Annotated in this window: 23 protein-coding genes and 1 tRNA gene; 6 read left to right on the forward strand and 18 right to left on the reverse strand. The window is 29.7% G+C overall.

All coding sequences use genetic code 11. From position 1 onward, the window contains the following. Positions 1-92 precede the first annotated feature (92 nt). Positions 93-596, forward strand: a complete 504-nt coding sequence (locus tag CJ192_RS04995) for a DUF8453 domain-containing protein (RefSeq protein WP_102197987.1) — start codon at positions 93-95, stop codon at positions 594-596. Here CJ192_RS04995 and CJ192_RS05000 read toward each other — a convergent pair. After that, a complete protein-coding gene (locus CJ192_RS05000) occupies positions 591-776 on the reverse strand; it encodes a hypothetical protein (protein ID WP_102197988.1) in 186 nt (61 codons plus the stop codon). The genes CJ192_RS04995 and CJ192_RS05000 overlap by 6 nt on opposite strands. 181 nt (positions 777-957) lie before the next feature. Here CJ192_RS05000 and CJ192_RS05005 point away from each other — a divergent pair, with 181 nt between their 5' ends. Beyond that, the gene (locus tag CJ192_RS05005) at positions 958-1,164 is read left to right on the forward strand and encodes a hypothetical protein (RefSeq protein WP_040349230.1); all 207 of its coding nucleotides are present in this window, start codon (positions 958-960) and stop codon (positions 1,162-1,164) included. Here CJ192_RS05005 and CJ192_RS05010 read toward each other — a convergent pair. After that, on the reverse strand, positions 1,161-1,508 hold the full coding sequence (locus tag CJ192_RS05010; protein WP_102197989.1) for a hypothetical protein: 348 nt from the start codon (positions 1,506-1,508) through the stop codon (positions 1,161-1,163). The two genes, CJ192_RS05005 and CJ192_RS05010, sit on opposite strands and share 4 nt — an antisense overlap. Positions 1,509-1,602: 94 nt before the next feature. On the opposite strand from CJ192_RS05010, the gene CJ192_RS09305 reads away from it, so the two are divergent. Continuing rightward, a complete protein-coding gene (locus CJ192_RS09305) occupies positions 1,603-1,764 on the forward strand; it encodes a hypothetical protein (protein ID WP_180960890.1) in 162 nt (53 codons plus the stop codon). On the opposite strand, the gene CJ192_RS05015 is transcribed toward CJ192_RS09305, so the two are convergent. After that, positions 1,761-1,946 (reverse strand): hypothetical protein, encoded by a 186-nt coding sequence (locus tag CJ192_RS05015; protein WP_102197990.1) that lies wholly within the window; start codon positions 1,944-1,946, stop codon positions 1,761-1,763. The two genes, CJ192_RS09305 and CJ192_RS05015, sit on opposite strands and share 4 nt — an antisense overlap. A 64-nt stretch (positions 1,947-2,010) precedes the next feature. Further along, positions 2,011-2,259, reverse strand: coding sequence for a helix-turn-helix domain-containing protein (locus tag CJ192_RS05020; RefSeq protein WP_102197991.1), 249 nt, complete (start codon positions 2,257-2,259; stop codon positions 2,011-2,013). A 141-nt stretch (positions 2,260-2,400) separates the two neighbouring features. Here CJ192_RS05020 and CJ192_RS05025 point away from each other — a divergent pair, with 141 nt between their 5' ends. From CJ192_RS05025 to CJ192_RS05035, 3 genes are all read left to right on the forward strand, one after another. Then, positions 2,401-3,042: a LexA family protein gene (locus CJ192_RS05025; protein WP_102197992.1), complete on the forward strand. Its 642-nt coding sequence runs from the start codon at positions 2,401-2,403 to the stop codon at positions 3,040-3,042. A 50-nt stretch (positions 3,043-3,092) separates the two neighbouring features. Then, positions 3,093-3,863 (forward strand): hypothetical protein, encoded by a 771-nt coding sequence (locus CJ192_RS09380; RefSeq protein WP_102197993.1) that lies wholly within the window; start codon positions 3,093-3,095, stop codon positions 3,861-3,863. A gap of 104 nt (positions 3,864-3,967) precedes the next feature. Then, a complete protein-coding gene (locus CJ192_RS05035; protein WP_102197994.1) occupies positions 3,968-5,029 on the forward strand; it encodes a tyrosine-type recombinase/integrase in 1,062 nt (353 codons plus the stop codon). 183 nt (positions 5,030-5,212) lie between these two features. Here CJ192_RS05035 and CJ192_RS05040 read toward each other — a convergent pair. The 14 genes from CJ192_RS05040 to CJ192_RS05105 all read right to left on the reverse strand — a co-directional run bounded on the left by CJ192_RS05040 (position 5,213) and on the right by CJ192_RS05105 (position 20,224). Continuing rightward, positions 5,213-5,302 (reverse strand) — tRNA-Leu (locus CJ192_RS05040). Positions 5,303-5,350: 48 nt separating this feature from the next. After that, positions 5,351-6,070, reverse strand: coding sequence for an amino acid ABC transporter ATP-binding protein (locus CJ192_RS05045; protein ID WP_102197995.1), 720 nt, complete (start codon positions 6,068-6,070; stop codon positions 5,351-5,353). After that, a complete protein-coding gene (locus CJ192_RS05050) occupies positions 6,063-6,770 on the reverse strand; it encodes an amino acid ABC transporter permease (RefSeq protein ID WP_102197996.1) in 708 nt (235 codons plus the stop codon). Before CJ192_RS05050 ends, CJ192_RS05045 begins: the two co-directional genes overlap by 8 nt. A gap of 3 nt (positions 6,771-6,773) precedes the next feature. Beyond that, positions 6,774-7,580: a transporter substrate-binding domain-containing protein gene (locus CJ192_RS05055; RefSeq protein ID WP_102197997.1), complete on the reverse strand. Its 807-nt coding sequence runs from the start codon at positions 7,578-7,580 to the stop codon at positions 6,774-6,776. Between the two features lie 352 nt (positions 7,581-7,932). Further along, on the reverse strand, positions 7,933-9,204 hold the full coding sequence (locus tag CJ192_RS05060) for an O-acetylhomoserine aminocarboxypropyltransferase/cysteine synthase family protein (RefSeq protein WP_102197998.1): 1,272 nt from the start codon (positions 9,202-9,204) through the stop codon (positions 7,933-7,935). A gap of 344 nt (positions 9,205-9,548) precedes the next feature. Further along, a complete protein-coding gene (locus CJ192_RS05065; protein ID WP_102197999.1) occupies positions 9,549-13,808 on the reverse strand; it encodes a 2-hydroxyacyl-CoA dehydratase in 4,260 nt (1,419 codons plus the stop codon). A gap of 533 nt (positions 13,809-14,341) precedes the next feature. Beyond that, positions 14,342-14,947, reverse strand: coding sequence for an isochorismatase family protein (locus CJ192_RS05070; RefSeq protein ID WP_102198000.1), 606 nt, complete (start codon positions 14,945-14,947; stop codon positions 14,342-14,344). Next, a complete protein-coding gene (gene mnmL / locus CJ192_RS05075; RefSeq protein WP_102198001.1) occupies positions 14,932-15,855 on the reverse strand; it encodes a tRNA modification radical SAM protein MnmL/YtqA in 924 nt (307 codons plus the stop codon). The genes CJ192_RS05070 and mnmL overlap by 16 nt, the downstream gene beginning before the upstream one ends. Before the next feature lie 84 nt (positions 15,856-15,939). Then, complete coding sequence (gene rpsR / locus CJ192_RS05080; protein ID WP_004815577.1) at positions 15,940-16,164, reverse strand: 30S ribosomal protein S18; 225 nt, start codon at positions 16,162-16,164, stop codon at positions 15,940-15,942. 16 nt (positions 16,165-16,180) lie between these two features. After that, positions 16,181-16,711 (reverse strand): single-stranded DNA-binding protein, encoded by a 531-nt coding sequence (locus CJ192_RS05085; RefSeq protein WP_004815575.1) that lies wholly within the window; start codon positions 16,709-16,711, stop codon positions 16,181-16,183. Next, the gene (gene rpsF, locus CJ192_RS05090; protein ID WP_004815573.1) at positions 16,712-16,996 is read right to left on the reverse strand and encodes a 30S ribosomal protein S6; all 285 of its coding nucleotides are present in this window, start codon (positions 16,994-16,996) and stop codon (positions 16,712-16,714) included. Between the two features lie 98 nt (positions 16,997-17,094). After that, the gene (locus CJ192_RS05095; protein ID WP_102198002.1) at positions 17,095-18,027 is read right to left on the reverse strand and encodes a P1 family peptidase; all 933 of its coding nucleotides are present in this window, start codon (positions 18,025-18,027) and stop codon (positions 17,095-17,097) included. A gap of 509 nt (positions 18,028-18,536) precedes the next feature. Further along, complete coding sequence (locus CJ192_RS05100) at positions 18,537-19,211, reverse strand: hypothetical protein (RefSeq protein ID WP_004817878.1); 675 nt, start codon at positions 19,209-19,211, stop codon at positions 18,537-18,539. Between the two features lie 20 nt (positions 19,212-19,231). Then, positions 19,232-20,224 (reverse strand): alpha-amylase family protein, encoded by a 993-nt coding sequence (locus CJ192_RS05105; protein ID WP_102198003.1) that lies wholly within the window; start codon positions 20,222-20,224, stop codon positions 19,232-19,234. Positions 20,225-20,271: the final 47 nt, after the last annotated feature.

Consider the following 20,271-nt stretch of genomic DNA (forward strand, 5'->3'; position numbering starts at 1 on the left):
ACTCCTCATCCTCCTACATCTTCTTTCTTAATTATTTAAAACCTATCCACAATCTCCAATCTGCTATAATAAAATCAGAAAGGAGGTATATAATGTTAGAAATAATACAATCACTAACTGCTATAATTGCTCTTATAATTTCAGTCTGTACATTAAAACAAAACTCAAAACAAATTGAAGAAAGTACAAGACCGTATATAACCGTCTATCTAAAAACTATAAATTTAGGTACTCCATATAAGATATTAATCATCAAAAATTTTGGAAAAAGTGCTGGAAAGATTAACATTTTTAAATGTGATTATAATCTAAGCAAAATATCTTGCATAGACGATTTAACACCTTTCAATTCAATACAAGAAAGCACCTTAGTACCAAACCAGTCATATAAATCTTTAATAAATCCACCTGAAGAAAATTTAATATTAAACTTTCAAATATCTTATACATCTCCATCAAATAAAAAATATTCAGAAAATATTAGTGTAAAAGTAGATGCTAATAAAGATAACACATACAATAGACATCACGGAAAAGATAAAGATATAAATGTACTAATATGCTCAATGCAACAATTAATAGAAGAAATCTTATAAATTATTAAAATTTCTGACCTTAAGCCTTTCCAAAACTTCCTTGAGACAATACTTATAACTTGCATAATAATGTTTGTCTTCAGGAAGTTCTTTTAATACATCAAAAATTTTGTTAATACAATTTTCATAATCCTTTTTCTCTAACCTTTTATGATCTCCAGAATAAATATAATCTCCCATTTCTTCTCCTTTCCTTTTCCTTGTCTTTCTTTTTTAATCTCATTTAAAACCACAACTTATAGTATTACACAGAATTATAATAACTATATATATTGCTTTTTATAGTCAAAGATGGTAAAATTTTTCTAGTAGAGTATATCTCTTAATTTGTTAAATATTTTATCCAGAAAGGAGGTGACAATTGAAAAGAGTAATAACCACAAATCAATCTTCAACTGGAAGAAATTTAAACTTTAAAGACACAAAGTCTGGTAGATATATGACAAGACAAGACTTCGTTAGATCTATAAAAGCTGGCAATTACGAGAATTATCATGTTCGTTTGATAAATGGTATAGAAACACCTGTTTCCAATCCCGATAAATCTAAAAACAACAATTTAGATTAAGAAAATGGGATATACTCTACTTTGTAATTTTTATCACTTATCTCACTATTAGAATTAATAGAAACTATTAACCTATTTTTATTATCAGAAATTATAATTTCCTTAACTTTTTTATCTCCAATAATAATCGGTAAAGGTTCAAGCAAATCTTCAATATCAATACCATAACCTTTAAGCAAATTCTTTAACTTATTTTGAGTTTTTCTCCCACAAGCTATTTCCCTTTTCATCATTCCATCAAAATGTGATCTAGAAATATTAAGCTCTCTACAAAATTCAGATACAGAATTGAAATTATCTTCAATAAATCTGTTAATCTCAATATTTTCTAAAAATCTTTTCAACCATCCCCCTCCTTTCTTTTCCTTTGTCTTAACCTTTTAAATTCAATACACAATCTCCAATCTGCTATAATAAAACCAGAAAGGAGGTGATTATATGCCAAATACTACATTCTATGAACAAGCAGAATACTTAACACGACTTCTGCTTGAATCAAAAGACCTATCCGAACAAACACCAGAATCATTAGTAAAACTCTATAAAGAAACCTACGAACAAATTAAAAATTCTTTAAGAAATTACACAAAAAACAATTAATTATTAATATTAATATTGATAGGAGTGCAATCAATTTTGTACTCCTTTTCTAAATACTCAATCTTTTTAAATACATCATCCAAAAAACTAAGATCATCATATTTAAAAGCTACAAAATTAATATCTATTCCTACCTTCTTTCTTTTATTTTTATCACCTTCAGCCTTTATAACATTTACCATGTGTCCCTCCTTTCTTTTTCTCCATATTTTTTTACACCAGCAAAAGAAATCTACATAATTCTATTTATTGCAGTTTTACAAAAGATATTTGTTTAGTATCTTTTAAAGTTACTTTTCTGTCAAAAAAAATCCACATAGGATCTTCTATTTCTAAAAAATCAATCATTTTATCAATATCATCCGATCCAAATATTCCATTTTTTAATTTCGTATTAAAAGTTTTTTCAGACATATCTAAGTAATCTGCAACATCTTTTTGAGTTTTTCCTTTACTTACAATAATTCCTTTCAATTCATCTCTTCTCAAATACATCACTCCTTCCAGTAACTTATTAAGTTATTTATATGATACAATGCTTTTTGTAACTTGTCAAGATATATTTTACCTTTTTTTTTACTTTTTTGTTGCTTTAAAAGTTTTTTTGTTGTATTATTTATATAAGAGGTAAATATTATGAAAATAAATAAAGGAAATATCATTAAAAATTTAAGAACAGAAAGAAATTTAACTCAAGAAGAAGTTGGTAAAATTATAGGAGCTAGTAAACAAACTTTACATAAGTATGAAAATGGAATAATAACTAATATTCCACAAGATAAAATTGAATCATTAGCTAATCTTTTTGATGTATCTCCATCTTATATTATGGGTTGGGAAAAAGATAAAACCGACCTATCAGGCATACCAGGAGTAATACCAGTAAAAAAAATAATAAAAATTCCCATACTAGGACATATCCAATGTGGTAAACCAGTAATGTCAGTAGAAAACTATGAGGGATATTTCCCAGCAGACCCAGAAATAATAAACTCAGATTTTTGTCTTTATGCAGATGGAGATTCAATGATAGATGCTGGTATTCATGAGGGCGATTTAGTATTTTTTAAACAAACCCCACAAGTAGAAAACGGATCTATCGCTGCCGTTTTCATTGATGATACAACCACCCTAAAAAGATTCTACAAAAAAGAAAATCAAATAATACTACAACCAGAAAATAAATCATATTCCCCTATAATTATAGATTTAGATGAATCTACCAATATTAGAATACTTGGTGAAATGGTTGGAATGTATGTTAAGGGCAGTAAATGATTATAATATCTCCATTGGAGATTTTATATAAATAAAAAAAGGAGAAAATTATGGGATTTTTTGACAACGCAAAAAACAAATTTAATGAGATGAAAGAACAAAATCAAATTAAAAAAGAAAAAAAGGAAGAAATTAAAAGGCAAATAGAAGAGATAAAAGGTAAGTTCGAACAAAAATTGCCTATAAGCCAAGATGAAAAAGAATTCTTTCAAACAAACAGTTTCTTTGGTAGTGGATCAATAGAAAAAATGGCTTTGAAAGCTATAGATAAAGATAAAAAAGAATATATAAGAACTTTACAAATACAATATAAAATATCAGATAATCTAAAATACTTTATAAATAAAGATGAACATTATTTTAGTTTTAATGGTATGTTTCCTGTTTTCTTTGCAGAAATAATCAATCACAATTTAGAAGTTGAACAAGAAACAAAAACAAAAGGAAATACAAAAGGAAAAACATCTGGAGGTTTAAGTGTAGGTAGAGCTATAGTAGGTGGTGCTTTATTAGGACCAGCTGGTGCTGTTGTAGGTGGAGTTACAGGAAAGAAAAAGTCCAAAACAGATTATGATTTGACAAGTTATACAGAAGTAAAATCATACCAATTAAACTTATCAACCTTAGAACATGGCTTAATACAATTAAAATTTGGCCCAAACGATAAAACTTTAGTTGAACAACTATTGTATTGCTTAGATTTAGCAGATAGCTTAAAAATTGACCTGGAAGAAGAAAAAGAGCTATTTAAACAAGGAACAGAAAAAAGATTAAATAAATTAGAAAATGAATATAAAGATATAGGATATATCGAATCATAAAAAGAATAAAATAAAGACTCCCCCACCGACCAAAGTTAGGAAGTCTTTAAACTGAAAGTGCAGATTATCTCTGCACTCTTATTATACCAAAAATAGGAGAAAAAATGAAAATAACAAAATACCAAAAACAAAATAAAAATTTTTATAAATTTCAAGTACGACTGGGCGAAAAAGTAACAACAAGAGCAGGATTTAAAACAAGAAATGAAGCAATATTTGCCTATACAAAACTACTAGAAGAATACGAAGAGGAACAGGAAGGGAATATATCCTACCAAAAAGCCTATATACAGTGGCTAGAAATCTACCAAACAAAAGTAAAAGAAACAACCTATGAAGCCTGTACAAGCATATATGAAATTCATATACTGCCAGTATTCGGACAAACAAAAATACAAGAAATAACAGTCCAAGATTGTCAAAAATTTGCCCTATCATTAAAAGATTATGTAAAAGGAAAAGAATACTTTGGATATGCAAAAAGAATAATAGACTTTGCAATAAAAATGAACTACACCAAAAAGAATCCCTTTAATAATGTGATCTTGCCAGAATTTAAAAAAGGCAAAAAACAGATAAATTTTTTAACCATAGAAGAAGTAAACACACTTTTAGAATATTACAAAAACAACCAATATTGGTATACCTTATTTAGATTAATGTGCTATACCGGATTAAGAAGAGGAGAAACATTGGCCCTAACTTGGGACGATATAGATTTTAAAAACAAAACCCTAACAGTAAATAAAACCCTAAGCATAGGAGAATATAAAAAAATAGTCCTATCATCACCAAAAACAGAAAGCTCCATAAGAACCATAGATCTAGACGATAAAACAATCCTAGAACTCCAAAAACTAAAAATCCAATCAAAATATAAACTAATTTTCCCAAACAAAAAAGGAAAATATTCAAGGTTATCAAACATAGCCGACAAACTCAATAAGGCAATAAAAGAAACAAACATCAAAAAAATAAGAGTCCACGACCTAAGACACACCCACGCAAGCTTATTATTTGCAAGTGGAGCAAGTATAAAATATGTTCAAACAAGACTTGGTCATGCAGACGTAAAAACAACCTTAAACATATATACACACGTTACAAAAGATACAAAAGAAAAATATTTATCCAATTTTGTAAAATACATGGAAAATAAAGCATAGAAAAAAAGGACAGTTTCAACAACTGTCCTTTTTATATATAAATCATAAGTAACTACAAAAAAACTACAAACCTATCCTTTCATATCCTTTTATATCCCTTTATATCCAATAAAATTAATAAATATAAAAGGATATCAGCTCATATCTGCCAATATCCTTTTATATCTTTGTATAATTTTTCTATGGTGCAGGATAGAAGACTTGAACTTCCACGTCCTAAAATCGGACACAAGATCCTTAGTCTTGCGCGTCTGCCAATTCCGCCAATCCTGCAAGCTACCTTTATATAATACCAATATATGATAGCTTTGTCAATTTTTTTTATAAAACTTTTGATAGAAATTCCTTGCTTCTTTTTTCTTTTGGATTTTCAAAAAATTCTTTTGGATTTTGGGATTCTTCTACTATTTCCCCATCATCCATTATTATTATTTTATTTGAAACTTGTTTGGCAAATTCCATCTCGTGAGTTACTATTGCCATAGTCATTCCATCGTTTGCTAAATCTTTCATCAAATCTAGAACGTCTTTTACCATTTCTGGATCAAGGGCACTTGTTGGTTCATCAAATAAAATCAAATCAGGTTCCATCATTAGGGCTCTTATTATTGCTATTCTTTGTTTTTGTCCACCTGAAAGTTCTTTTGGGTATGAATTTTTTTTATCTGATAGGCCAATTTTTTCTAATAAATCTAGGGCTTTTTTTTCAGCCTGATTTTTTTGCATTTTTTTTGTATTTAAGGGAGCAACTAAGAGGTTTTCTAATATTGTCATATTTGAAAAAAGATTAAATTGTTGAAAAACCATACCTACTTTTTCCCTTAATTTGTTTACATCAAGCTCATCTATATTTTTATTTTCAAAATATATATTTCCACTTGTTTTTTGTTCTAGTTTGTTTAAAGTCCTAAGTAGGGTTGATTTTCCTGATCCTGATGGTCCAATTATTGCAAGTATATCGCCCTTATTTATTTCTAAGTCTATTCCTTTCAAAACTTCTTTTTCTTTGAAAGATTTTTTTAAATTTTCTACTTTAATCATGGGCCATCCTCTCTTCTAATTTTTTAAATATTTTTTCAAGTAATAAAACAACTAGTAAATATATGAGCGCTGCTGCAAAGTATGGAATTGCTGCTGAAAATGTTCTTGATATTATTATTCCAGCTCCCCTTGTTAAGTCTACTAGGCCAATAAATCCTGAAATTGATGTTTCCTTAAATAAGGTTATAACTTCATTACCTAAGGCTGGTAGGGAATTTTTCATAGCTTGGGGAATTACAACAAGTTTTGCTGTTTTTTCATAGGATAAGCCCAAGCTTCTAGCAGCTTCAATTTCTCCCTTATCAACAGAGTTTATTCCACCCCTAAATACTTCTGACATATAGGCTGATGAATTGATTGTAAATGTTACAACAGCTACCAAAAATAAGGAGTCTGTGTTTGCCAAAATTACATTATATATAATGAGAAGTTGGATTGTTGATGGAGTACCCCTTACTATAGTTACAAAAATATTTAAAATTTTTGAAAGGATTTTTATTATTGTAACTTTTAATCCCTTATCGTTTTTATCCAAATTCTTGTCATAATCTTTGATAATGGCTATAGCCATTCCAAAAATTAGGGCAAGAATTAAGGAAATTAAGGTAACTGATAGGGTTGTTTTTAAACCATCTGTCAAATACTTGTAATTATTATCTTGTATTAAATTCTTTTCTATTGCTTGTAAAAAACTTTCCATTTTTTATTTGTCCATGTATTTTTCAAAAATTTTATCAATTGTTCCGTCTTTTTTAAGTTCATCAATAGCCTTATTTACTTCTTCTAATAATTTTTCGTTTTTCTTATCAAGGGCTATGGCATATTCATCTTTTGCTAATTCTTTATCTAAAACTTTTAAGTCCTTGTTTGCAGCTGCAAATTTTTCTGCTACTTGGTCATCAAGTACAACTGCATCAACCTTATCATTGTTTAAAGCTACGATTGCATCCATGTTCTTGCTAAAAGATTGGACCTTTTCTTCTCCATAAGTATCCTTAGCTGCAGCTTCACCAGTTGAACCAAGTTGGCTTGCAACTTTTTTTCCTTTCAAATCTTCTGGATTTTTGAAAGAAGAATCTTTTTTAACAATAACTTTTTGGACAGATTTTCCATAAGTATCAGAGAAATTTACATTTTTCTTACGGTCTTCAGTAGCAGTAATTCCTGCAATTCCTCCATCAAGTTTGCCTGATTCTATTGAGGCAATAATTGATGAGAAGTCCATGTCTTTAATTTTAACTTCAACTCCAAGTTTTTTTCCAATTTCTTGAGCAATCTCAGCGTCGATTCCTACAATTTTATTGTTATCATCAAAAAATTCGTATGGTGGGAAATCAGCACTTGTTCCAAGGTCTATTACCCCATCACTTACAATTTCTGATGAAACTTTTTTGTTTGAATTATTTGATAGGTCACTCTCGTTTGAATTATCTTTTTGATTTTTTCCTGAACATGAAACTAATAAAGTAGTAGTTACAATGGCCAACAATATTTTCTTTAAATTTTTCATTTTTTCCTCTTTTCTTTTTTTTAAATATAATTTAAGCAAATAAATATTACCGAAAATTAAAAAAATCTCCGTCCCAAAGGGACGAAGATCGCGATACCACCCAAATTTTTCTATTTTTCACAAAATAGAACTTAATAAGTACAAATTATACTCTTACTCTGTAACGGGAGTTCCCGTATGGACTTTTTACTTCCACATGCTCCAAGTTTCTCTTCATTTTATTTCCACTTATCCTCTTACACTCTACAGGATTCGCTTTAAGCTTTCACAAAACTACTCTTCTTTTCGATGCATTTATTTACTTTAGTAGAATTATATAACAATTAGAATATTTGTCAAATATTTTTTCAATTTAATCTTCTAAGGCATTTTTTATATCTGCCAAAATATCATCTACATCTTCTATTCCAATTGATAATCTTATCAAATTTGACCCAATTCCTACTTCTTTTAATTGCTCATCAGATAATTGCCTGTGGGTTGAGCTTGCTGGGTGAAGGGCGTATGATCTTAAGTCTGCTACATGGACACATAAGGTTAAAAGTTCTAATTTTTCTATAAATTTCTTAGCTTTTTCACGTCCTCCCTTTATTTCAAAAGATATAAGACCTCCACCAGCTTTTAAATATTTTTTAGAAAGTTCATAGTTTTTACTTGATGGTAAGTAAGCATAATTTACAGCTTCTACCTTATCAGATTTTTCTAAAAATTTTGCAACTTCAAGGGCGTTTTCACTAGTTTTTTTCAATCTTAGTGAAAGAGTATCAAGTCCTAAAAATGTAAGATAAGCATTAAAAGGTGAAATTATTGATCCAATATCCCTAAGTCCTACTGTCCTAAGTCTTGCAGCATAGGCTGCCTTTCCAAATTGTTTAGTATAAACTAAACCATGATAAGACTCATCAGGCTCTGTAAGGTAAGGATAATCTCCCTTATCCCAATCAAAATTTCCAGAATCTACAATAATTCCTCCCATAGCTGCTGCATGACCGTCCAAATATTTTGATGATGAATAAGTAACTATATCACAACCAAAATCTATCGGCCTTACAAGGGCAGGAGTTGCAAGAGTATTGTCGAGAATTAGTGGAATATTATTTTTGTGGGCAATATCTGCATAAGATGAAATATCAATTACATCTGCTCTAGGGTTTGACAAAGTCTCCCCAAAAACAAGTTTTGTCTTCTTATCAATTGCCTTTTTTAATTGGTCTAGGTCATTCGAATCTACAAATCTTGTTTCTATACCAAAATTTTTTATTATATTTCCAAGTAAATTAAATGTTCCCCCATAAATATTATTTACTGCAACAATATTGTCCCCACTTTTTGCAATATTTAAAACCGCCAAAAGATTTGCAGCTTGCCCACTCGATGTTGCCACAGCTGCAAGGCCCCCATCTAAGGCTGCAATTTTTTTCTCAAGGGCATCTACAGTAGGATTTGCAATTCTTGTATAAAAATATCCTTCTTCTTTCAAATCAAATAAATTTGCAACAGTATCTGGACTATCGTATTTAAAAGTTGTTGATTGGCTTATTGGTGGAATCCTACTTTCTCCATTTTTTGGATCCCATCCAGCTTGGGCGCAAAGTGTGTCAAATTTAGTAAATTTTTTAGTCATTTTTCTCTCCTTATAATTTTCCATAATAAAAAAGAGCCCTCATCCAAAAAGGACGAAGACTCGTGTTACCACCTTAATTTATTATATACTCACGCATATAAACTCATCAGCTACTATATTTAAAAATATTTTATAGCCTAGCCCTATAACGGGAGCACCCGGAAAAATCTAAATATCGACTTTTCCTAAAAAAAGACCATGTTCACAAAAAATCCATCTACTTCTTTCACCAAATCGAAGCTCTCTGTAATCAGTTTTTCTTGCTACTCTTCTTTTTGTTAAGTTTATATATTTTTTAAACTTAAATGAATTATATAAATATTTTGAATTTTTGTCAAATTTTTTTATAATTTTACATTTTCTTTTAAATTTTCCCTAGCTTGACTCATCATTAATTTGACCCTATTAATTTGGTTAACTTCGCTCGCACCTGGGTCATAGTCGATAGCTACAATATTTGCTTGTGGGTAAATTTCTCTGATTTTTTTCATTACCCCTTTTCCAGTAATGTGGTTTGGAAGACAACCAAATGGTTGGATGCAAACAATATTTGGAGCATCTTGGTGGATTAATTCTACCATTTCTCCTGCCAAAAGCCAGCCTTCACCTGCTTGATTTCCTATACTTGTAACTTCTTTTGCAAAATCTACTACATCATTTATATAAACAGGTTCTGAAAATCTTTTTGAATTTTTTAAGGCCTTTCTTATTGGCTTTCTGTAAATTTCAATTGTATTTATGGCAGTTTTTCCAAAAAATGCTGTCCAAGGGCTTTTTCCATATAAATCTTTTTTAATTTCTGTATTTTTTAAGCAATACATAAAAAAGTCCATTAAATCTGGAACAATAACTTCTGCCCCTTCTTCTTCCAGGGTATCTTGGAGGTGGTTGTTTGCTTCTTGTAAATATTTTACAAGAATTTCTCCAACAATTCCTGCTTTTGGCTTTTTGATATCTAAAATTTCAACATTATCAAATTCTTCTACAATATCATTAATAATTTTTCTGTAGGTTTTTGAACTCATTTTTACAATATTGTCCCTACAAATTTTAATCCATTTATCTTTTAATTTATTTACAGATCCTTTTTCTTTTTCGTAAGGTCTTGTTGCATTTGAAACTCTATTTATTAAATCTCCCAAAAGTAAAGACCTAAGAGCATTTATTAAAAGTGGAATATTTGAAACTTTTTTAAGGTCAAAACCTGAATGTGATTCTATTCCTTGGGCTGATAAGGCAATTACAGGAATTTGTGGATAACCTGCATCTTTTAAGGCCTTTCTTATATAGCCAACATAATTTGATGCACGGCAAGCTCCACCTGTTTGAGTCATTAAAAGGGCTAATTTATTTGGATCATATCTTCCAGAATTTACAGCCTCCATAAGCTGGCCAACAACTGTAATTGATGGGTAACATGAATCATTGTTTACATATTTTAAACCATTATCAATAACTTTTTCATCAACCTTATTTAAAAATTCAATATTGTATCCACTGCCATTAAAAAGTTTTTCCAAAATTTGAAAATGCTCTCTTGCCATTTGTGGGGCAAGAATTGTGTAGCCTGCATCTTTCATTTCTTTGGTAAATTCATGATTTTCATAAGATATCTTATCTTCTCTTTTTCTTAAGTGAATATCTTCTTCATTTTGTTGGCTTAGGGCTTGAATTAATGACCTAATCCTAATTTTTACAGCTCCAAGGTTTGAAACTTCATCTATTTTTAATAGAGTATAAATTTTTCCATTTGCTTCTAATATATCTTGGACTTGGTCAGTTGTAACTGCATCAAGCCCACAACCAAATGAATTTAGTTGAACCAATTGAAGGCATGGATCTTTTCCTACAAATTCTGCTGCCCTATAAAGTCTTGCATGATAGGACCATTGGTCCAAAACCCTGGTTTCATTTACCAAATCTTCTGTAGAATAAGCTATAGCATCTTCAGATAAAACTGGGATTCTCATAGATTCGATTAATTCTGGAATACCGTGATTTATTTCAGGATCAATATGGTAAGGACGGCCTGAAAGAACTATGGCCTTTTCATTGTTTACATGAACATATTCAAGAATTTCTCTTCCCTTTTTTCTAATATCTTCATGATAGTCTGCCTGTTTTACCCAGGCATTTTTTACTGCATTTATAATTTGATTTTTCTTTATAACAAATCCATCATGCTCATATCCTTCAAAAATTTCTACCAGCCTATCAGAAATTATTTTTTCTGATTCAAATGAAAGATATGGGGCCATATATTTTACATTTTTTAAGCCATCAACATTATTTTCTATTACATTAGGATAGCCTGAAACAACCGGACAGTTCATGTGGTTTTGTGCCCTATCAAATTGCTTGTATTCATAAAAAATTGCTGGATAAAATAAAATATCTATATCTTTTTCTAGTAAATTTTCTATATGACCGTGAGTGATTTTTGCAGGATAGCAGGCAGTTTCTGATGAAATTGTCGCAATTCCTTTTTCATAAATTTCCCTATTTGATTTATCTGATAAAACTACATCAAAGCCAAGAGATGTGAAAAATTCATGCCAGAAAGGATAATCTTCGTACATATTTAAAACTCTAGGAAGTCCAACTCTTCCGAGAATATTTTTATCTCCCAAAGTCTTCCTATCAAATAATAAATTATTTTTAAATTTGTACATATTTAGATCTGCCAAAGTTTCTTCTTGTTTTACTCCAGCTCCTCTTTCGCACCTGTTTCCTGTAATAAATCTTGATCCGTCTGGGAAAATATTTATTTGTAGGGAACAATTATTGGTACATCTTCCACACCTTGCAGATTTTTGAGTGTAGGTGAAATTATCTATCTCAGCTTCTGATAAAATTTTGGAATGGCCTGTTGATTTTTCTTTAGAAATTAAGGCCATGCCCATAGCCCCCATAAGTCCAGAAATTTCAGGTCTGGTTACACTTCTTGATGATAATTTTTCAAAGGCTCTTAAAATTGCATCCCCATAAAAAGTTCCACCTTGAACAACTATATTTTTTCCAAGAGATTTTGGATCACGCACTTTTATAACTTTTTGTATGGCATTTTTTATTACTGAATAACAAAGACCTGCTGCTATATCAGAAACATCAGCCCCTTCTTTTTGAGCTTGTTTTACCTTTGAATTCATAAAAACTGTGCATCTTGAACCCAAATCTGCAGGTTCTTTTGCAAAAAGAGCCTTTTTTTGAAATTCTTCTACAGAAAGTCCAACACTTGCTGCAAAGGTAGACAAAAATGACCCACAGCCTGATGAACATGATTCATTTAATTGGATAGAATCGATAATTCCATCACGAATATGCATAGCCTTCATATCTTGGCCACCAATATCCAAAATAAAGTCTACCTCTGGATCAAAAAATTTAGCTGCAGAATAATGGGCGATAGTTTCAACTTCTCCATTATCAATATGAAGAGCCTTTCTAATAAACTCTTCCCCATAACCACAAATTCCTGATGAGACAATTTTTGCTTTTGGTGAAATTTTTTTATAGGCATCCTTTAGCATAGAAATTACAACTTCGAGTGGTTTTCCAAGATTCATCCTATAATCTTGGTGAAGTATTTCATTATTTTCACTAATTAGGACAATTTTTGAAGTAGTAGAGCCTGCATCTATTCCTAGAAAAATTTCTCCATCATAATCTTCTATATCTTTATATTTTACAAGATCTGTCTTATGATTTTTCTTAAATTTTTCATAATCTTTTTCATTATCAAAAAGCCTATCCATTTTTTTGGTCATTTCCATATCAACTTTTTTATCTTCTCTCAAAGATTTTATAAGAGATTTATATGAAATTGGCTTTTCATCCTTTGATAAAATTGCAGCACCCTTTGCCACATAAGTTTGGGCATCGTCTGGAATATAAAAATTATTTTCTTCTTCTCCTAAAGTTTCTATAAACCTATCCCTAAGAGCTTTCAGAAAATGAAGAGGTCCACCTAAAAAAGTTACATTTCCCTTAATAGGCCTACCGCAGGCAAGGTTTGAAATTGTTTGATTTACAACTGATTGGAAAACAGAAATAGCTATATCTTCCCTGCTAGCTCCTTGGTTCATTAAAGCTTGGATATCAGTTTTTGCAAAAACTCCACAACGACTTGCTATAGGATAAATTTTTTTATAATTTTTGCTAAGCTCATTTAAACCTTTAGCATCAGTATCAAGAAGGGCTGCCATTTGGTCAATAAAAGCGCCAGTACCACCAGCGCAAATAGAGTTCATTCTTTGTTCAACAGAACCTTTAAGATAAGTTATTTTTGAATCCTCACCACCAAGTTCAATCACAACATCAGTATTGGGAATAAATTCTTTTATTGCCCTAGTTTCTGCAATAACTTCTTGAACAAAATTAATTCCCAAATATTTTTCAACAAACATTCCACCTGAGCCTGTGACATTAACTGTCAAAAAATCATCTTTGAACCTATCATAAGATTCATTTAAAACGTCTGTAACTGTTTGTTTTACATCTGATTTATGCCTTCTGTAGACAGAATAAAGAGTGTTAAACTTATCATCAGTAATAACAATCTTTACAGTCGTAGAGCCGACATCAAGACCCATATGTAAATTCATATTCTATCCTTTCCTATATATCTTAAAAATTTATTTTATATTTAAAATCATCATAGAATTTTTATAAAATTCTACTATATATATTTTATTCTAATAAAAAGTAAATACAAGTAAATAAGTTGGTTTTACTCATTAAATTAAATGAAAATTTTTTTGTAAAATAATTTATAATTTATATATCAAATTTATAAAACTTTTCTTAAACTCGTATCACTATATAGTAAATTAAAACTATAAAATTATCAAGGATTATTCAAAATTTATATATTATAAAAAACTATAAAAATAAGCACAAAAAAAGCCTTATAGAAAGGCTCAGAGCGTAGACAAACCCTCAAGCACGAATATCTAACTCCAAAAATTGTTGATTTCTAAATTTAAAATTCTAAAATCGCAAACTCGCTAAAGCTCGAACAGTGCGATTTTTGACGAATTTTCAAATTTGAAATCAAATCAATTTTTTTCGTATGATATTCTTAGCATGAGGATTTGTATACTTTATCAACAGTCTGAGCCTTATAAAAAGGCAGTAATTATTTTCTTAAATCTTTTACCATTTTAGAAATTTCTTTAAAATTTTCATCCTTTGCATCGCTTGCCAAGTCAAACATTAACATTTCTGTATTTACAAGGCTTGCTCCCATATCAGAAATTGCTTTTAAGCCCAAATCTTTTTGTTCTTTATTAAAACTTGAAATTGCATCTTCAACAACAAAAACCTTATATCCTCCAAACAATAATCTTCTTACTGTTTGAAATACACAAATATGACTTTCTGCTCCTGTAATTACTACATTTGTTATCTTATTTTCTTTTAAATAAGAAGAAACTTCATCTGTTATTGCATCAAAGCTTGTTTTTGAAAAAATATGATCATCATCAAGATACTCTTTAATATCTCCTAGGCTTTGGCCAAGGCCTTTTGGATATTGTTCTGTTGCAATTTTTTTCATTCCATACATATCAAAAACTTTTAAAAGTGCTGCTGATTTTTTTACAATTTTTTCAGACTCAAAAATTGCTGGCATCAATTTTTCTTGAAGGTCTATGACCAACAAAAGTGTATTTTCCTTATTATCATAAGTTTTTGTATCAAAATTATAGCCTTCAATATAAAAATTTCCTATTTCTCTTTCCATAAATCCCCCTGCTTTTTATCTTCATCTTTTAATTTTTTATCAATAGTCGATAAGACCCTTGCCTTGTTTTTTGACCAAATTGGCCAAATAATTTTATCACGACGTCCATCACCTGTTAGTCTTTGGATTATTATATTTGGATCTAAATTCTCCAAAATAAGTATAACATAATCTACATACTGATCCAAAGTCATAGTAAAGTCATTTTGATTTTTCAAATAATAATCATAAATTCCAGAATTTTTTTCAATATAAAGATTGTGAACTTTAATCCCCCAAAACTTTCTTTGGTTTATATAAGAGATGTCATTTAAAAAATCATCAATATCTTCATTAGGAAGACCAATGATAATATGGGCCAAAGTTTTTATATTTTTTTCTTTTAATTTCAAAAGACCCTGATCAAATTCCTTGTGAGTGTAACCCCTATTTATAAATTCTATAGATTTTTCATTTACAGATTGAAGGCCTAGTTCTACAACAAGAAAAGTTTTTTTATTTAAATCATCCAGTAAGTCTATAACCTCATCTGAAAGGCAATCTGCACGTGTTGCAATAGAAAGCCCCATAATATTAGGATTATTTATTGCCCCATAAAATAATTTTTTCATCTTTTGGATATTCCCATAGGTTGAGGTGAAATTTTGAAAATATGCCATATAGCCTTCTTTTCTATTTTCTTTTTTTAATCTATTTATTTGAAAATCAATTTGCTTATCCAAATCATCATATTTTGTAAAATCTCCAGCCCCATTTTCTGAACAATAAATACAGCCTAATTTTGAGATTTTCCCGTCCCTATTGGGACAAGTAAAACCACCATCTAAAGGAATTTTTATTATTTTTTTATTAAATTTTCTTTTAAAATAAGAATCCAGATCCCTATATCTTTTTTTATTTATCTCCATAATTTTATTTTACTTTTATATAAAAAAAGACACCTCTCGGTATCTTTTGCTTGCTTATTGAAAGTTTATATATTCTATTTATCTTTAATTATCTTCGTATGGCAATAAAGCTACTTGTCTAGCTCTTTTGATTGCTCTTGTAATTTCTCTTTGATGTTTCGCATTTAGTCCTGTAACTCTTCTTGGTAGGATCTTTCCTCTATCAGAAATAAATCTTTTTAGAGTATCAATATCCTTATAATCTATTACTTTTGAAGGGTCTTTGACAAATGGATCGACTTTTTTTCTTGGTCTGAAATTTCTACGCATTTTATCCTCCTAAAATCTAGAAAGGAATTCTTCCGTCGTCTTCAATTTCTGTAAAGTCATCGTCAAAAAAGTCATCGTTATTATTATTCATGTTTTGATTGTTATTTTGTTGGAAATTATTTGAATTATTGTAAGATCTATCTTGGTTCATATCTCCAAAACCATTATCTTGGTTCATTGGATTGTTGTTATTTTGATATTGACCTTCTGATCTTGATTCTAAAAATTCAACCCTGTCTGCTACAACATCTGTTGTATAGACCATTTTTCCATCTTTATCTTGGTAAGATCCTGTTTGGATTCTACCATCTATCGCACATTGATTTCCTTTTTTAAGATATCTTGATACATTTTCAGCTTGTACTCCCCATACTGTAATTCGTGGAAAATCAGCTGTTGGACGATTCATTGATTCCATTTCTTGTCTTTTTTGTTTACTTAAACCTCTATCAACTGCTAAGGAAAAACTAACAACTGCTTGACCTTGTTGAGTATATCTCAAGTCAGGATCTTTTGTAAGTCTTCCTATAAGAAAAACTTTATTCATTTAGTCCTCTTTTCTGATTACCATGAATCTTAGAATTAAATCAGATATTCTTAATCTTCTTTCAAATTCTTTGATGTGGTCACCACTAGCTTTAAAATCAACGATATAATAATATCCTTCTTTGATATAATTGATTTCGTATGCAAGTTTTCTTTTTCCCCAGTCATCTACAGATTCTACTTCTCCATTATCAGCTATAATGCCTTTGAAGATTTCTAAAGATTTATTTCTTTCTTCATCTGAAACTTCTGGTTTGTAAATCAATACTGCTTCGTAGTTATTCATCTTATTCACCTCCCTTTGGTCTTTGACCCCGATCTATTGTCGGAGTAGAGAATTCTTATCTATGTTACTATAATCTATTTTAAAAGTCAACAATTTTCTTAAATAAATTCAGAAGAATTTTCTATTTTTGAAAAATAAATTGCATTTGCAATCGCACGAGCCATTACTTTTGCTCCAAGGCTTCCTACAAGATTTAAATCTGCACTTACTTTATTAGTTGCAAGAGAGAAAATTGTATCTCCATCCATCATTGTATGAACGGGTCTAATCGCTCTGGCATAACCGTTGTGAGTCATTGAGGCGATTTTTCTAAGTTCAGTTTTAGAAAATTTTCCATTTGTTGCAACAATTCCAATTGTTGTGTTCAAAGAATTTTTTTCAGAAATTTTTTCTAAAACTTCAAGGGTTGGAATGAATTTATTATTTTTTAAAATTCCTGCAATTTGCTTATTCTTTTCATCATCAAAAATATCTCCCATTGCATTTACTGAAACTATAGCTGAAACTTTTAAATCTCCTACACAAATTGTTGCAGATCCTAGTCCTGATTTCATAGAAAATTCTTTTCCCAAGGCCTTTCCAACTGTAGCTCCAGTTCCTGCTCCAATTATTCCTTGGCGATTTTCATCAAAACTTGCATTTTTATAAGCATCCTTTCCCATTTTTTTGTCTGGTCTAATTTTATAAGATTTATAATCCAAATCGTATAAAATTGCTTGGGGAACTATGGGAACAATTCCGCTTGGAACCTTAAAACCAATCCCATCTTTTTCTAGTTCTTCAACAACTCCAATTGAACCTGCAAGACCATAAGAAGAACCTCCAGATAAAACAAGAGCTGAAACTTCGCTTACAGTATTTACAGGATTTAATAAATCAGTTTCACGAGTCCCAGGTCCTCCCCCTCTTACGTCAACACTTGCAGTATTTCCTTGTGGAGGAATTAAAACTGTAAGACCTGTTCCTGCATCAAAATTTTGAGCATGACCAATTTTTATTCCTTCGATGTCGGTAATGTATCCCTTATACATTTTTTCTCCTTGTTTAAAATTAAAAATTATCTTTAATAAATTAAGCTATTTTTCTTATAAAGCTAATAGCCGTCAAGAGATCTCTCCACAAGGTCGAGATGGGTTTTTTGTGTCTTAGTTAATTTTTAAAAGCCTTACAATTTAATTTAATCAAATAAATATTATTTCCACTTAAACTTTAGCCTAAAAATAAATACAATAATAACCCATCTCGAGCCCAGTCGAGAGATCTCTTGATTTTTTTAATTCTCTATACTAATTAAAGTAATAAAATGAAAAATACTTATACTATTATTAATTAAGTATTCAAATCCTCATGCAAAGAATATCATACGTAAAAAATTAATTTGATTTCAAATTTAAAAATCCGTTCAAAATCGCACTGTATGAGCGTAAGCGAGTTTGCGATTTTAGGATTTTCAAATTTAGAAATCAACAATTTTTGGAGTTAGATATTCGTGCTTGAGGGTTTGTTTACAAGCTAAGTAAATTGTTTTAAAATATTAATTCTACTTCCTATACTTATCCATCATTTCTGCAAAAACTTCTGCAGATGAAGGTGCTGTATAGGATATGGCATTTGCTCCTGCCTTTATTGTTTTTAAAATTGATTCTGGCTTTTTGCCGCCTGTTGCAATTATTGGAAATTCATCTCCAATTAATTTTCTAATTTCACTTACAAGCTCTGGAGTTTGTGGTCCTCCTGATACATTTAAAATTTCAGCTCCTGCTTCTATTTTTCCAACTACATCATCCTTAAATCCAGTTACAGTTGCAATTACTGGAATGTCTACAAATTCTGAAATTGCCTTTATGTCCTTATTTGGAATTGGGGAATTTACAACGACTCCATAAGCTCCTTCAAGTTCTGCATCAAAGGCTATGTATTTTGACCTTGCTCCTTGAGTTGTTCCTCCACCAACACCAATAAAACAAGGAACTGATGCTGTAGAAATTATTGATTGGGCAATTGTATTTTGTGGGGTGTAGGGATAAACTGCCATTATTGAATCTGCATTTGTATTTCTAATTATGGCAAGGTCGGTTGTAAATAAAAGAGATTTTATTCTTTTTTCATAAATTTTTATCCCACTTGCCCTGTAAATTTCCTCTGGCACTGTTATAAAAGATTTTCTTAGTTTAGAGTGTACTTGTGGTACAAATTTTTTCATTTTTTCTTCCATGATTGTCTCCTTTTTTTAATTTATATTCCAACTATTGGACAGATAAAGGCAAAAGATTCGTAAGATCTTAAGTTTATATTTTCAAAAATTTCTCTTTTAGAAATATTTCCAACTACAAACTTAGCCTTTTTCACATCCAAAAATCCTGGCAATTTTAATAAAATATTTTTTTGAGAAAGGTTATTTATTACAATAAAGGCCTTGTCTTTCCTATAAAAAAGATAGGATAAAACATCTTTATCTTTGAAATTTAAGGAAAAATATCCACTATTTATTATGTCAAAATAATCATAGCTTAAGACTATTAATTTTTTGTAAAAATCAAATATTTCCTTTCTTTCACTAAAAGCAAGTCCTTTAATATTAAAGAGAGTTTCCTCCCCTTCTTTTATAAAAATATCATTTTTCCTTAATATAGTTATGATAGCCAAAAGTTTTGCACAATTTGTGTGAAAATGTTTAAAGTCCAAAATATTTTCAGAAATAAAGCCCAGGTCTTTATTTAAAGAAAATCCCACATCTTTTTTATTTTCTTCCAAAATATAAGACTTAAAGTCAATATTTTTGTAAGTATCTGATAAGTCTAGGCTAGGGATAAATTCATCCTTATTTTCTTTGGAATTTACAATAAATTTCATATCAAATTTTTCGAAAATATTTTCAAAATTTTGACTATTATCAAATAAAAAACCATCAACTTCTCTTTCTTTCCAAAAATTTATTATGTTTACTAATTGATTTTCATTGGAAATTTTTTCTAAATCCATTCTCAAAATAACTTTTAAACCCAAATCATGGGCCTTTAAAATTTGATTTTCAAAATCAGATCTTTGACCAAATAATTTATTTATCTGAAAAAAATTTATAAAAATATCTTCAATTATTATATAATCGATTCCCAAAATTTTTCCTATCATAAACCTTGCATCAAGGTCATAAATATCCAAAAATCCCAAATTTGATCTATCTTTATTAAATTTTTTTGGGTAAGTCCTATAAAAAATATCTTCCATAATTCTCCTTATATTTATATTATATTTTTTAAATCTAAATAATCAAA

It is taken from the genome of Anaerococcus hydrogenalis (assembly GCF_002871895.1).
Lineage (GTDB): Bacteria > Bacillota > Clostridia > Tissierellales > Peptoniphilaceae > Anaerococcus > Anaerococcus hydrogenalis.